Origin of the sequence: Planococcus sp. 1R117A (assembly GCF_051417975.1) — a bacterium.
GTDB classification, from domain to species: domain Bacteria; phylum Bacillota; class Bacilli; order Bacillales_A; family Planococcaceae; genus Planococcus; species Planococcus shenhongbingii.
The window spans coordinates 948,279-962,296 of record NZ_JBPRLO010000001.1 but is presented as its reverse complement, the minus strand read 5'-3'; the positions used below and the strand labels follow the sequence as shown (position 1 = coordinate 962,296).

The window sequence follows — 14,018 nt, the reverse complement described above, 5'->3', positions numbered from 1 at the left end:
AAACCTACTTTCTTTAGTTGATCCCGCATTAAAAGGGCTGTTATAGAGCGATAAATGAAGCTTCGGTTTTCTCTTTTACGTCTTCAAGCGTTGCACCTGGCATCAAATCTACCAGTTTCAATTGATTGCCGGTAACTTCAAATACCGCAAGTTCCGTAAAAATCATATCCACTTGGCGTGTTGATGTGATCGGATAGGTGCATTCTTTCAATAACTTGGAACTGCCATCTTTAGACGTATGGTTCATCGTCACAAAGACTTTCTTTGCGCCGACAAGCAAATCCATCGCACCGCCGACGCCCATGATGTTCTTGCCGGGAACCGCCCAGTTGGCGATTACGCCGGTTTCATCGACTTGTAGCGCGCCGAGTATCGCGACATCGACATGTCCACCGCGGATCATCGCAAACGAATCCGAGCTGTTGAAGAATGAGGCGCCGACCGCTTCACCGACCGGCAATTTACCGGCATTGACGAGGTTCGGATCAATATCCGCTTCCTCGACATCCGTAACGCCGAGAAGGCCGTTTTCCGTGTGGAGATATATATTGTCTTCGGTCATGTATTCCGCAACCAGTGTCGGAATGCCGATTCCAAGGTTAACGGTGCAAGGGCCTTTCAATTCAAGGGCAACGCGTTTCGCAATCATATGCTGAGTTTCTGATTTGCTCATTTGGACTGTCATACGCTCACCACACCTTCTTTCGTTAGAACTTGCTGTGCTTTCACGATGAAATCGACATAGATGAAAGGAGTCACGACTTCTTCCGGATTCAACTCACCCGGTTCGACGATTTCATCCACTTCCACAATGACTGTTTCGGCAGCGGTCGCCATCAACGGATTAAAGTTTCGTGCAGTTTTGTAGTAAACCAAATTCCCCAGTGTATCCGCCTTATGGGCGCGGATCAAAGCAACGTCCGCACGGATCGCTTTTTCCAGAATATACTTCACTCCATCAATTTCGCGTTCTTCTTTACCTTTGGCGAGGTCAGTACCGACACCTGTTGTCGTATAATAGCCGCCAATTCCGGCGCCGCCTGCGCGCAAAGACTCCGCCAAGGTGCCCTGCGGCAAAAGCTCAAGTTCGATTTCGCCTTTTTGGTATTTGTCGCCGACATCACGGTTGCTGGTGAAATAAGAACCGATGCCTTTTTTGATTTTGTTTTGGTTCAATAAAATTCCGAGCCCTTTTCCGGACTCTCCAAGATTATTGCTGACAATCGTCAAATCTTTGACATCTTTTTCAGTTAACCCATCTATTAAAGTAAGGGGAGCACCGATCAATCCGAATCCTCCGACCAGCACAGTGTCTCCTGTTTTTACATATGATAATGCTTCTTGTATGTCATGCTGTATTTTTGACATCGTGTTCCTCCGTTCTGTGTTTATTCCACAGTTTTTAATGAATCACTCAGTTCAAACCAAGCCGGAATGCCGGCAGTCAAGATGCAGATATAGCCAATGTCCGCCAAGTCGGCTTCTGAAGCTCCCGCGCTGCGTGCTTTTTCCATCCAGGGTGCGGCACCGCTGCCGTCAAGTTCGACAATGAAGTTGCCGGCCATATTCAAATGCTTCAGCCGTGCAGAAATTCTGCCGTCTGAAAGAATCACAGCGGATATTTTTTCCGCGTCTCCTTGCTTGATTGCAGCTGCCACTTGTTCAAGGTATGAAGTGTCTTCTTCTGCCAGCCAGCCAATCATGGTGCCGAGCAGATCGTCAGCCGTTTCCGGAGTGGCTTCTGGAAGAACAACATTTTTGCCGCTTAATTCGAGTGCGTAAGGCACCGCTTCAAACGCTTTTTTCAATGCTGCATCTCCTTTATAAAGGTAAGCGGTAAGGAAAAACTCCATCAATTCAGGTACGGAATAGCCGAAATCGATGGCGCCTTTTGTATGGAACATCATGCTCCGTGAGTACAGGCGGGCAGCGTTCATGCTGGCGATCAACGCGTCTTTTTCTTTGCGTGACAACGAACCGTCCTGCATGATTTCTCCGCGGATGCCCGTATATTTATCCAAGACTTCAGGGCTGTAATCGTGCATTTTCTGTACCCAGCCCGGAACGACGTCATAAACTTCTTTGAAATATTCTAATGCTTTGCTCATAACTACACTCCTAAGAAAAAATTATTTTAAATTTGCCGGATATTCAAACTGATTGATGCCGAATACGGCTGGAAGAACAAAGTAGACGAATACAATAATCAAGACAAGTGCCAAGATCGTTAATCCGCTTCCTTTGCGAAGCATGTCCATCATCGTGATTTTGCCGGTAGCAAAAATAATGGCGTTTGATGGTGTGCCAATTGGCAGCATGAATGCGAATCCAGCTCCCATGGCCACTGCTGTCATCAGCGGAAGCGGGTGGACATCAATAGCCAGGGCCAACGCTGCAGCAATCGGGACCAGAATCGTCACCGTAGCGGTATTCGGGGTCATTTGTGTCATGCCGATTCCGAGCAATGTCGTAATCAGCAGCACCAGCAGGTAAGGAGCTCCGTCAAGCAGCATCAATTGGCTGCCTATCCAGGAAGCTAAGTCCGTACCGTTAAAGCCAGATGCCAACGCAAGTCCGCCGCCGACTAATAACAGTACTCCCCACGGCATGTTTTTCAGAGAGTCAGCACCAAGCAGGCGTTCGCCTGAATTGCCGGAAGCAGGGATGGCATGCAACAGCACGGCTGCAACCATCGCAATCATCGTATCGCTCAGTCCTGGAATCAAATCGCTCCACAGGAATGTCCGCGTCATCCAGAAAAATCCGGTTAAGACAAAGATAGCTAGGACGACTTTTTCTTCATATCCCAGTTTTCCGAGTTCTTTTTTGCGGTCCATTACAAATTGTCGTCCATTGGCGATTTTTTTAACTTTCATTGGATAAGCGATTTTCGTAATGTAGAAAATCGAGAAAATCATCAATAATACAGTCAAGGGAAATGCGAAAAGGAAGAATTGTGCGAAAGAGATTTCAATTCCGAATAGCTCTTTTGCAAGGCCAGCAAGTACAAGGTTCGTCGGTGTGCCGATCAAAGTGGCACTTCCGCCGATCGTACCACCGAAGCCAATTGCAAAAACAATCGATTTCGTGAATTTCTGTTCTTCTTCTATCGTATAGACATCGTCTTCTTTCATCAGTGTGACGACTTTTGTGATAATGGCAAGGCCGATTGGAATCATCAGCATGACAGTGGCCATATTGGACACCCACATGGAGATAAAGCCGGTCGCAATCATAAAGCCAAGGACAAGGCCGGAAGTACTTGCACCAACAGCGCTTAAAACGGTGATTGCGATCCGTTCATGAAGATTCCATCGCTCGAGTGCCAAAGCCAATGCAAATCCGCCGATAAATAAGAAAATCAGTGAATCCCCGTAGCTTGAAGCGGCAGTGTTTCCATCAACAGCGCCCATTAATGGCAGCAATATCAGCGGCATGAGAGAAGTGATGCCAAGCGGAATCGCTTCTGTCAGCCACCAGACTGCCATCCAGGCCGTAATAGCCAAAACTGCGCGTCCTGGATCACTTAGTCCTGGAAGCGGCAAGGCAAAGAGGACCAGCAGAAACAGGATTGGCCCTAAAAAGAGCCCAATCAATTGCATAGAGCTGTATGATTTCTTACGGTCTGTCTGTTCTTTTCCAGCAGCTGCCGTTTTTTCTTTTCCGTGCATTTCAGCAGTTGCCACCCCGGCATTGCTCTGCGTCCGGAGCTCCGCCATGGTCACCAGATCTTTTGTTTCTTTGTGTGATTTCCACATACTTTGATTCAGCTTCTTAAATGAAAAATTCACTTATTTTCCCCCGTCCAACCCTTGCTGGTAGATTATAATGTCTCTAGAAAAGCATCGATTTCTTTTTGAATATCTTCCCGTTGTTCAAATACCATTGTGTAATGATTGCAATCGGAAACGACTGTTTTGATTTGATTGATTGAAGCCTGCGTTTCTTTGTAATCGTCTAAATAGAACAGCGGAGGCATAGAGCCGATGTTTCCTTCGGCGTATACAAGCAATGTCGGGCACTCAATATCCTTGCCGATCTGTGCCGGGTCGAATGTATAGAAGCTTTCGAAATCAGCGACAATCCGTGACTCATCGGCTTTGTTTTCCCAATGGTCGCCGGCTGGTCCGACTTCATATTCAGCCGTTTCCTGCAAAACATCCGTCCATTCGATTCCGAGGTTCGCGTAGATTTTCTTAATTTCTTCTGCGTAATGTTCCTTAGAGTCGAAATGGCGGCTGATGCGGCCAAGAGAAGGTTGAATAATGCCGCGTTGATGTTCTGAAGTTTTAGCAGCTCCGTCCAATAAAATCAATGCTTTTATGGACTTCAAGCGGCTTGCCACAATCGCGGAGATGAATCCTCCCATCGAATAGCCTAGTAAAATTGGATTTTCAAGTTTCAGTTCTTTAATCAGTCCGAGAATATCTTCTGCATGCTTGAAAATGGAAGTATCCGGATCAGTTTCCGAGCTGTTTCCGCGTCCCCGAAGGTCCACAGCGATAAAACGGTATTCGCCTTTCAATCTCTCAGCATAATAATGCATGTTTTTATGAGTGCCAGTTAGTCCGTGGATCGCGATGATCGGACCTTTTTCTCCTGGATAATCAGCTACTTGAATGTCATTTCCATTGACATTGACTTTGTATAATTCCATTCATTCCACCCCAATTCAAAAATTAGCAGTACTATTAGAAGAAGCTGCCAAGATTTCCTCGACAGCCATAGGATTATTACTTATTCAGTTCTCATGATAAAGTTCAATGATGCTTCTTTATGGTCGCCTTTATCGATCAATTTAGTCAATAAAGTTGAGCGGACACCGCTGGCAACGTCAGTTTCCAGCCACTTGTCACCTTCAAAGAATACTTGAGTGATTAATGTCTCATGGCCTTCGTGTTCAAATTTGATATGGATGTGTGCAGGGCGGTAAGCATGGTATCCTGCTGCGAACGTAAACTCGCCAGTCGGCCCGCTAGTTGGGATCTGGTAAGGGATTGGCACGATTGAATGCACTTCGAAATCGCCGTTTTCATCTGTATGGAACTGGCCGCGGAGGTTGAAGTCCGGTGCAGTTGAATCAAAGTTTGAATACAGGCCATCTGCATCATCCTGCCACCATTCCACTCTCGTGTTCTTAAGAGGTCCATTAACGGAACTGACATTTCCGAAGAATACCAGCTTATCGCCTGGTTCGTTTTCGCGTTGCGGTATAACGAAAGGTGCTTCTTCTAGTAATGGCGGGTTTTCTACGTAATATGGTCCAAGAAGGGAAGGCTCGGTGCCTGGAGAATTTTTGTATTTCGCTTCCAGCACATAAGATTCAACAAAAACGTCCAAGAATAACGGAATTTCTCCGCTGCGTCCAAGGCGGTCAGCCCATTTTACAAAGTTTGTGTACTCTTCGTGATTGAATTGCTGCTCATCCAAAAAGTTTTTAAGGTGTTTCACAAAGCCTTCATAAGCTGATAGTACACGGTCGTTTTTCACTGTTTTTTCTGTCATGCAGATTCCCCCTAATAGATAGTATGGTAATGCGAGCTTGCTTATTACTAGTTTTGAAATTAAATAATGTAAACGCATTCATGAACCTGTAAAAAAGAAAAGATCCAGTCAAAACGCTTGCAATGTTAATAAGACTATTGTACGATATACGTACAATAATTCGTTATACGTACAATCTCATCTTACACAGGGGGTAAAGCAATTGTCAACAAAAGAATTAGACAATTTTAAGAAATCGGGGGACTATATTCAGTCACTGGAGCGGGGACTGCAAGTCATACAGGCTTTTTCACAGCATAATTCTTCAATGACTGTCAGTGAAGTTGCTAAACAAACAGGACTTAGCAGGCCGGCAGCCCGGCGAATCCTTTTGACGCTTGAAGCTCTTGGCTTTGCGGAATCGAAAAATGGAAGCTACTCATTAACTGCCCGAACCTTATCCTTAGGTTATGCATATTTGTCTTCCAATAATAGCTGGAGTATCGCGCATCCATTCATGAAGCAATTCGTGGACCGGACAGGGGAATCGTGTTCGATTTCGATATTGGACGGCATGCACATCCTCTATGTAGCCCGTGTATCAACCAAACGCATCATGTCCATCAATCTGGGTGTCGGTTCGCGGCTTCCGGCTTATGCCACCTCCATGGGACATGTGCTTCTCGCCAATTTGCCGCCGGCAGAGCTGGAAGCATACCTGGAAAAAATGGATTTCGAGAAATACACCGATAAAACGATTACAGATAAAGAAGAGCTTTTCAAGGTGCTGGAAGAAGTACGCCAGAAAAATTGGGGGGGCGTAGATCAGCAGTTTGAAGAAGGGCTGCGTTCCATTGCGGTGCCGATCCGAAATGCAAATGGCAAAGTCATCGCTGCCATGAACTGTTCAGTACACGCCGGCCGCATCAGCAAAGACATGCTGCGCGACGATTTTCTGCCATTGCTGCAAGAAGCAGCTGAACAAATAGGCCAAGCGCTTGCGGCGGCCAATAGCTCCACTTACGAGCAATAGAAGAAACTTCGCTCAGTGAAGATTTTCTTCATCTCTCACTGATTGATAAAGCGGGACAAATAAAATAAAACAAAGCCCAGCCATCAAGTGGCTGGGCTTTGTTTATGGAAAACCGAAATCGACAGATAATCAGCAGGAGAGCTGCGATTTTTATTGCGTAAATCACACAGCTGCAGCGCAACCAAGTATAATAAAAACCAACTAATAGATTTCGAATAAAGAGGTGCACCTATGATCGTCATCATCGATAACCAAGATTCGTTTACTTATAATCTGGTCCATTACCTGGAACAGTTCGACTCTGACGTTGCTGTCTTTCAAAATGAACAAATCACAGCCCAGGAAGTAAGGGAATTATCTCCTGACCTGATTGTCTTGTCACCAGGACCGGGCCGTCCGGTACAGTCCGGGGCAACCAAGGAAATTCTGCTTTCGCTCAGCTGTGAGTTTCCAATTTTAGGTGTTTGTCTCGGCCATCAGACCATTGTTGAACATTTTGGCGGCCGCATCGTCAAAGGAAAACAGCCGATGCATGGAAAAGTTTCCTTAATGGCGCATAACGGCAAGGGTGTATTTGAGGGAGTCGCTTCTCCGGCAAACGTAACGCGTTATCATTCCTTAGTTGCGGATAAAACGGCAATGCCGGATTGCCTCCAGGTTACTGCTGAAACAGAAGACGGTGTAGTGATGGGCGTGCAGCATAAAATACTGCCGGTAACTGGGATCCAGTTTCATCCGGAATCGATTTTAACAACCGATGGATTTCAGATGCTGAAAAATTGCTATGAAGATGCACGGGCATGGAAGAACAAACAGGCAAGGAGGATGGCGTAATGACAAACCCTTACCTAATGTTCGAGTTTCAAAATGACAGCGGCAAAGTTGAGCCGATTGCATTCCAAAATCCGATAAAAGTGCTGGAGACAGTAAAGATAGAAGAAGTGCCCGCAATCATGGAAAGTGTGGAACAGGCTGTCCAAGAAGGATTTTATGCAGCCGGGTATGTATCTTACGAAGCAGCACCTGCGTTTCACCCGGAAATGAAGGTACGGGCAGGAGCAAAAATGCCGCTTGTCTGGTTCGGCATTTTTGAGCAGCCCGTTTCTCCTGAACAAGAGCTTCAAGAAGAGCCGTACCAAGTGTCGGACTGGAAAATTGCCAGTTCAATAGAGCAGTACAAAAACGGCATAGAGCGGATCAAAGACGCCATTGAAGAAGGGCATACGTATCAAGTGAATTATACCGACAGGCTCCATGCAAACTTTACCGGAAGCGACCGGTCGTTTTATCGCCAGTTAGCGAGAAATCAGCAAGCCGGCTACAGCGCTTATTTGAACTTGGGCAAGTACCGGGTCCTTTCCGCTTCCCCTGAACTGTTCTTCCGGGTGAAAGATGGAAAACTGACAACCAAACCGATGAAAGGCACAGCGCCAAGAGGCCGGAATATATCAGAGGATAAAGCAAATACAGACCGGCTGCTGGCTTCTGAAAAAGAGCGGGCAGAAAATCTGATGATCGTCGATTTGCTTCGCAATGACCTCAGCCGGCTGGCCAAACCGGGAACCGTCACTGCTGCAAAACTGTTCGAAGTGGAGACGTATCCGACAGTTCTTCAGCTGACATCAACTGTGGAAGCGGAACTGGATTCTAAGGCAACCGTGCTGGCCTGGTTCCAGGCATTATTTCCATGTGGTTCCATCACCGGAGCTCCAAAAATCAGCACCATGAAAACAATCGCAGCACTCGAGCAATCCCCTCGAGAAGTGTATTGCGGGGCAATCGGCTTTATCACCCCTGAAAAAAATGCGATCTTCAATGTTCCTATCCGAACAGTCGTCGTTGATGCAGAAGAGAAAAACGCCCATTACGGAGTTGGCGGAGGCATAACATGGGATTCAACTTCGGAAGGCGAGTATCAGGAACTGTCTACAAAAGCGCAAGTGCTGACAGCGAGGCGGCCAGATTTTGATCTGCTGGAGTCACTGAAACTGGAAGATGGAAAGTATCCGCTGCTGTCTTATCATTTAAATCGGCTGAAGGATTCTTCCCATTATTTTAATTTCCCGGGAAATACCGGCCAAGTCGAGCGAGCGTTGGAGAGTTTAGCGAAAGAGCATCCGAAGGGCATTTTTAAAGTAAGGCTGTTGATGGATAAAGCAGGAACTGTTTCCGTAGAAGCCCAAGAAACGGCGCCAATAGCGGAACCGGTCAACTGTGAGCTGGCGGCTTCTCCGATAGACAGCACGAATCCTTTCCTATTCCATAAAACCACTTATAGAAAAATGTACGATGAGCAAAAAAGTAGTGGAAATCATATTTTTTCAGTATTATTATGGAATGAAAAAGAAGAGCTGACCGAATTTACAATCGGCAATGCAGTGTTTGAAAAAGCAGGGAAGTTCTTTACGCCTCCAGTAAGCTGTGGCTTATTACCGGGAACATTTCGGCAATATTTGCTGGACCGGGAGGAGATCGAAGAAAAAGTAATTCATAAAAAAGATTTACGGGATTTCGAAGCAGTGTGGTTTATCAATAGTGTCAGAGGCTGGCTGAAGGTTGAAATTCATTGAAAAAGCAGGTTCCGTTGGCTGCCTGCATTTCTGCTCATTGGTTTAGTCCAAAATAGAGGCGGGTATAATAGAATATCTGCATTTCCAGAAATCATTTTTTTATCAATATGTTAAATTTTGTAGAAAGAAGTAGGTCAAAAGATTTTACATTTATACGAGCACGCTGTAGGATATAAGTAATCAGAAAAAACTGGCGTTTCTGGGTTGAATAAAACTTAAAAGCTGTGCGCTTATTTATAAAAAAATTAAATACACATGGTTGGATGTTTCAGACGATAGAGCTGAAAACAACGCCGAAAAGAATTGAACCATTCTTTTCGGCGTTTTTGTATGTTTTAACCGGTAAAAGGAGCGGAATGGATGAAGTATTTTATTGATCACAACAAAAAAAGCATTCATCAGCAAAAGTTTGCGGGGGATCGCTGTGGTTTTGTAGGCACGCCAATTACAAGCAGAGAATTTACGAACTGCCCCAATTACGTAAAGCAGCTTATACAAGAGAAAAATTATAAAGATTGTTCTCATTGCGTATCTGTTCAAACGACTTTATTCGGTTAAAAACGAAGCAGCATTAAATAAAGACGGAAGGGGAGAATTAAGATGGAGCGACTGGAACAAGTGGCGGAAAAAGTGGGCATGCTGATGAAATCGGAAGTCGAGCTGCAGCATGGGGGATGTATCGTCAATAAGAAAAGAACACTGGTGATTCATGCTAATACTTCTTTCTTCAGCTGCACCTTGGATTTGGATATTTCTTTTACTAATCTAAAAGAAGATGGCACCGCCCACAACAAAGCGGAAATCTACCTGCTGCCTGAAGAATTTCCATGCTTCTCCTTCAATTTTAAAGAGTACCCGATTCCATTGCCGACAGACTTTCAACAGCGTTTGATATCAAATCCGAATATTGTCTGTGTGCACTTGGAATCGAAAGAGCGCCCTGAGGATTTTGCTGAGCGCCTTTCAGCGGCATTGGAAGTCATTGAGCAACTGGATGGGAAAGTTTATATGAATTGAAAAATAACACGGACAAGAAATAAGAATGAAGCGAGGATGGGCTTATGTTAGTCAGATACAAGAAATCATGTCAAAAGATTGCGATGGGTTTATTGTCCTTCATGCCACAAGAGAGAAACCTGAAAAGTTTATGCCAGACCATCACACGTTATGCGGAAGATCCGGCTTGGCAATTGTACTTGCTGAAAAATGAGGAAGACTATATAGGACTGATCGGAGTGGAAGTGGCCGATACTTATTTCACAGTCCATCATATTTCAGTGCTTCCGTCATTCCGGGGCGAAGGGCTAGGCCGGAAAATGATTGAGAAAATACAGGTGCTGATGCAGGACCGGGAAATGCGCAGCACAAAAGAAACAGAAGCTTTGCTTAACCATTGCTTAGAAAAAGTGCAAACTAAATTGATCGGATGAAATTGCGGAAACAGGATTTTCTATAGGGAACAAACTGGAAATCCTTTTATATATTAATGATTAAGATATTAGAATTTTCTGATATTAATTGCTATAATTGTGTGGAGAAGTATATCCAATACAAGGAGGCAATTTAAATGGAATTGACCGGGAAAGTGGCAGTGGTCACTGGCGCTGCATCAGGCATCGGCTTAGCTGCTGCTAAAGCGCTGCTGGACAAAGGAGCTAAAGTAGTCGTCGCTGACATTAATGTGGAAGGCGGAGAAGCGGCTGCCAAGCAATTTAAAGGCACTGGAGCAGAGGTTGTATTTATTGAATTCGACGCTTCCCAAGAAGATTCCGTTGCCAACCTTGTAGCAGAAACTGTCAAACAGTTTGGCCGGATTGATATTATGGTCAATAATGCAGGAGTTCGCGCACTTAGTGAAACGCATGAGCTTTCTTACGAAGATTATCGGAAAGTAATTGCGGTCAATCAAGACGGGGTCTTCTTTGGATCAAAACATGCCATCCGCGAAATGCTGAAAACCGGTGGCGGTGTCATTGTCAACACGGCATCCATATTGGGAAGCGTGGGAGAAGCGAATGCTTTTGCGGTTACCGCTTCTAAAGGGGCCGTCAATTTAATGACAAAATCGTTGGCTCTCAAATATGCAGACAAAAACATTCGCGTAAATGCGGTAAGCCCTGGCTATATTGAGACAGGGATGTCAAATCGAAATACCTTAAAACCCGAACTTTATGCCAAAGCAGTAGCGAAACATCCGATTGGACGCTTAGGCCGTCCGGAAGAAGTAGCGCATGCGATCATCTTCCTTTGCGAAAACGATTTTGTGACAGGCAGCACGGTAATGGTTGACGGTGGATATACAGCACAATAATTGCAAAGTGAATCTAATTTTTAAAAAGCAGACGGCTGGAATTCAGCTGTTTGCTTTTTTATGGTTTCTTCCTTGAGATAAAGCCCGCATGCCGGCAGAGGATTGAACAAAGCAGGAAAACAGAAAGTATGCGGCGAAGGAAACAAGATAGAACTCAAACTACTGCCAGACAATCCTGAAAAGATGCTGAACAAAGGGAAAATATGCGGCTACAGAACAAAGTGAAAAATTTACTTAATGAAGACTTTCTTTATCCTTGTTGACTGTTAAGACGGGATAGAACTGCAAAATCGCTGGGTACTTATGAAGGAGGAAACTTATGTCTATTGTTAAAGGGAAAGTCATTGTCATTACGGGTGCTTCAAGTGGAATCGGTGAAGCTACAGCAAAAAAGTTTGCACGCGAAGGCAGTAAAGTCGTGCTCGCTGCAAGGCGCGAAGACCGGCTTCAGAAACTGAAAGAAGCAATTGAGTTAGAAGGTGGAGAAGCGGTAATCAAAGTGACGGACGTTACTTCCTACCAGGAAGTTGAGGAACTGGCGGAATTTGCAATCGATACATTCGGGCAAATCGACGTCATGTTCAACAACGCAGGGCTCATGCCCTTGTCGTTCATGGACAAGCTGAAAATAGATGAATGGGACCGTATGGTTGATGTGAATGTGAAAGGCGTGCTGTACGGCATCGCGGCTGTCCTGCCGCATATGCAGGAGCGCAACAGCGGACATATTATCACCACTGCATCTGTTGCAGGGCACGGGGTATTTCCTTCTGGAACAGTTTATTGCGGTACGAAATTCGCAGCCCGCATCTTTATGGAAGGCTTGAGCAAAGAACTGGCACAGACAAATATCAAAACCACCAGCATTTCACCGGGAGTCGTCCAGACAGAGCTGGCGTCTTTTATTACAGATCCGGACATCAAGCCGAGATTCGAAGATCCGAATATTCCTTCACTGACGAGTGAAGATGTGGCAAATGCCGTTTATTACGCAGCCTCACAGCCGGAAGGTGTAGCGGTCAACGAAGTGATTGTCCGGCCGACCCATCAGGGATAAGCACGATGAGGAGAATCCTTAAGGTTCTCCTCTATTTTTATGGACAGTATCCAAACGAAAAATGATATCATACTAATAAAATGAGGAAACCCATGGCCTGGAAGCGAGAGGGGGAGATTTCAATTTCTGAAGACAAAGAAACACAGATACTCGATGATTTGATGCAGAAAATCACCTCTAAAGCTTTTAAATCCGGTGAGAAACTGCCTTCGGAAAATGAGCTTGCCGAAAAATATGGGGTACCCCGCATGACTGTCCGAAATGCCTTGTTAAAGCTCGAGGAACGGGGCTATATTTATTCGAAGCAAGGAAAAGGACGGTATTTGAAAGAAGAGTCGATGCAAATCCAATTGCACTTAACGGCTAAAACAAGCTTTACGGAAAAAATGGAACAAGCAGGCTATAATTTGGAGACGCGCAACATCAATTGCGAAAAAATCGGTTTTGACGCACGGATCTATAGAATTTTAAATGTGCCGGAAAACGGTACAGTTTATAAAATTTCACGTCTGCGGCTGCTTGACGGCGAGCCGATTGCCATCCACAGTTCATATGTCAATGGAGCGATGTTTCCGGACATCGGGGATGATGGCCATCAAATCGGTTCCATGTTCGCCTATTATCGAAAGCTTGGCTATACGGAATTTGCCAGCCGCAAGTCTCTTTTAAGCATTACTTTCCCGTCTTCAAAAGAACAGCAGCTCCTGTCCTGTAAAAGTCTGGTGCCGCTCATTGTAGTGGAAAGTGATTGTGTCGATGCCAAGGAAGGGAATATATTAGAACATACGAAAATCCTATACCGCAGTGATAAGTTTAAATACGATATCACAATGGATTAAGCCAAGCAGGCGACAGAATTTTTCTGTCGCCTGCTTTTTTCATGCTTCAGAATATAAAAAATTATGAGCTTGCGCTTTTCTTTATGTCCAGACTCCAGCGCCCAGATTCTCGCATAAGCCAACCCAGCTGTGTGGCAAAGACCTCCACTTCGCTGGTCTGTCTTATGCCCGTCGAATCTACCCGGGCGCTTGCGCTTTTCTTATTGTGAAGATGCTTTACACAAGCTTTACCGTACCTTAAAACACGGCAACTTGGCGACAAGTTACGATGAGTTTACAGCGAAGGAGGCAGCGAATATGAAAAGACGCAGAAGAACTGAAATTCTGATTCAAGGAAATGAGCAGCTGGCCAGGGGATTTGCAGAAACGATTGCTCAGAAATATGAATGCCGGGAAATCTCTGCTCCGCAATATGGAATGACCATGATCAAAATGAGGGAATCGGCAAAAAACTCCCTATTCTATATCGGTGAAGTTCTTGTCACCGAAGCGAAAGTGGAAATCGGCGGCCAGATCGGCATCGGCATCGTCGCAGGCATGAAAGAAGAGCTGGCCCGGAACCTTGCCATAATTGATGCCGCTTATAAAGCGGCTTTGCCTGAAATAGCCGAATGGCAGCAGCCTCTATTGGAAATGGAAAAGGACATAGCGCAAGCAAAATCGCGTGAGCAGGCAGAGCTGTTTGAGACGAAAGTCAGTTTTGAAACAATGGAAGTTTAATCCG

The 14,018-nt window shown here is 45.2% G+C and carries 16 protein-coding genes; 10 read left to right on the top strand and 6 right to left on the bottom strand.

Annotated elements, in window-relative coordinates:
• Positions 1-40 precede the first annotated feature (40 nt).
• From ACSFXN_RS04485 to ACSFXN_RS04460, 6 genes are all read right to left on the bottom strand, one after another.
• Positions 41-685: a 3-oxoacid CoA-transferase subunit B gene (locus tag ACSFXN_RS04485; protein WP_437148981.1), complete on the bottom strand. Its 645-nt coding sequence runs from the start codon at positions 683-685 to the stop codon at positions 41-43.
• Positions 682-1,368, bottom strand: coding sequence for a CoA transferase subunit A (locus ACSFXN_RS04480; protein WP_437148980.1), 687 nt, complete (start codon positions 1,366-1,368; stop codon positions 682-684). Before ACSFXN_RS04480 ends, ACSFXN_RS04485 begins: the two co-directional genes overlap by 4 nt.
• Before the next feature lie 20 nt (positions 1,369-1,388).
• The gene (locus ACSFXN_RS04475; RefSeq protein ID WP_437148979.1) at positions 1,389-2,108 is read right to left on the bottom strand and encodes a carboxymuconolactone decarboxylase family protein; all 720 of its coding nucleotides are present in this window, start codon (positions 2,106-2,108) and stop codon (positions 1,389-1,391) included.
• Positions 2,109-2,129: 21 nt separating this feature from the next.
• On the bottom strand, positions 2,130-3,791 hold the full coding sequence (locus ACSFXN_RS04470) for an SLC13 family permease (protein ID WP_437148978.1): 1,662 nt from the start codon (positions 3,789-3,791) through the stop codon (positions 2,130-2,132).
• A 32-nt stretch (positions 3,792-3,823) separates the two neighbouring features.
• Positions 3,824-4,657, bottom strand: coding sequence for an alpha/beta fold hydrolase (locus ACSFXN_RS04465; protein WP_437148977.1), 834 nt, complete (start codon positions 4,655-4,657; stop codon positions 3,824-3,826).
• 80 nt (positions 4,658-4,737) lie between these two features.
• Positions 4,738-5,505, bottom strand: coding sequence for a dioxygenase (locus tag ACSFXN_RS04460; protein WP_437148976.1), 768 nt, complete (start codon positions 5,503-5,505; stop codon positions 4,738-4,740).
• Between the two features lie 202 nt (positions 5,506-5,707).
• Here ACSFXN_RS04460 and ACSFXN_RS04455 point away from each other — a divergent pair, with 202 nt between their 5' ends.
• The 10 genes from ACSFXN_RS04455 (at position 5,708) to phnG (ending at position 14,014) form a co-directional block, all read left to right on the top strand.
• A complete protein-coding gene (locus ACSFXN_RS04455; RefSeq protein ID WP_437148975.1) occupies positions 5,708-6,517 on the top strand; it encodes an IclR family transcriptional regulator in 810 nt (269 codons plus the stop codon).
• Between the two features lie 231 nt (positions 6,518-6,748).
• A complete protein-coding gene (locus ACSFXN_RS04450; RefSeq protein ID WP_437148974.1) occupies positions 6,749-7,351 on the top strand; it encodes an anthranilate synthase component II in 603 nt (200 codons plus the stop codon).
• Entirely contained in the window at positions 7,351-9,087 is a 1,737-nt protein-coding gene (gene pabB / locus ACSFXN_RS04445) for an aminodeoxychorismate synthase component I (RefSeq protein ID WP_437148973.1), read from the top strand. The genes ACSFXN_RS04450 and pabB overlap by 1 nt, the downstream gene beginning before the upstream one ends.
• A gap of 360 nt (positions 9,088-9,447) precedes the next feature.
• Positions 9,448-9,645 (top strand): hypothetical protein, encoded by a 198-nt coding sequence (locus tag ACSFXN_RS04440; protein ID WP_300990668.1) that lies wholly within the window; start codon positions 9,448-9,450, stop codon positions 9,643-9,645.
• A 42-nt stretch (positions 9,646-9,687) separates the two neighbouring features.
• On the top strand, positions 9,688-10,104 hold the full coding sequence (locus ACSFXN_RS04435; protein ID WP_437148972.1) for a DUF1259 domain-containing protein: 417 nt from the start codon (positions 9,688-9,690) through the stop codon (positions 10,102-10,104).
• Between the two features lie 44 nt (positions 10,105-10,148).
• A complete protein-coding gene (locus ACSFXN_RS04430; RefSeq protein ID WP_437148971.1) occupies positions 10,149-10,517 on the top strand; it encodes a GNAT family N-acetyltransferase in 369 nt (122 codons plus the stop codon).
• Between the two features lie 137 nt (positions 10,518-10,654).
• The gene (locus ACSFXN_RS04425; RefSeq protein WP_437148970.1) at positions 10,655-11,398 is read left to right on the top strand and encodes an SDR family NAD(P)-dependent oxidoreductase; all 744 of its coding nucleotides are present in this window, start codon (positions 10,655-10,657) and stop codon (positions 11,396-11,398) included.
• A gap of 319 nt (positions 11,399-11,717) precedes the next feature.
• Positions 11,718-12,455, top strand: a complete 738-nt coding sequence (locus tag ACSFXN_RS04420) for an SDR family oxidoreductase (RefSeq protein WP_437148969.1) — start codon at positions 11,718-11,720, stop codon at positions 12,453-12,455.
• A gap of 92 nt (positions 12,456-12,547) precedes the next feature.
• Complete coding sequence (locus ACSFXN_RS04415) at positions 12,548-13,294, top strand: GntR family transcriptional regulator (protein ID WP_437148968.1); 747 nt, start codon at positions 12,548-12,550, stop codon at positions 13,292-13,294.
• A 297-nt stretch (positions 13,295-13,591) separates the two neighbouring features.
• Positions 13,592-14,014 (top strand): phosphonate C-P lyase system protein PhnG, encoded by a 423-nt coding sequence (gene phnG, locus ACSFXN_RS04410; RefSeq protein ID WP_437148967.1) that lies wholly within the window; start codon positions 13,592-13,594, stop codon positions 14,012-14,014.
• Positions 14,015-14,018: the final 4 nt, after the last annotated feature.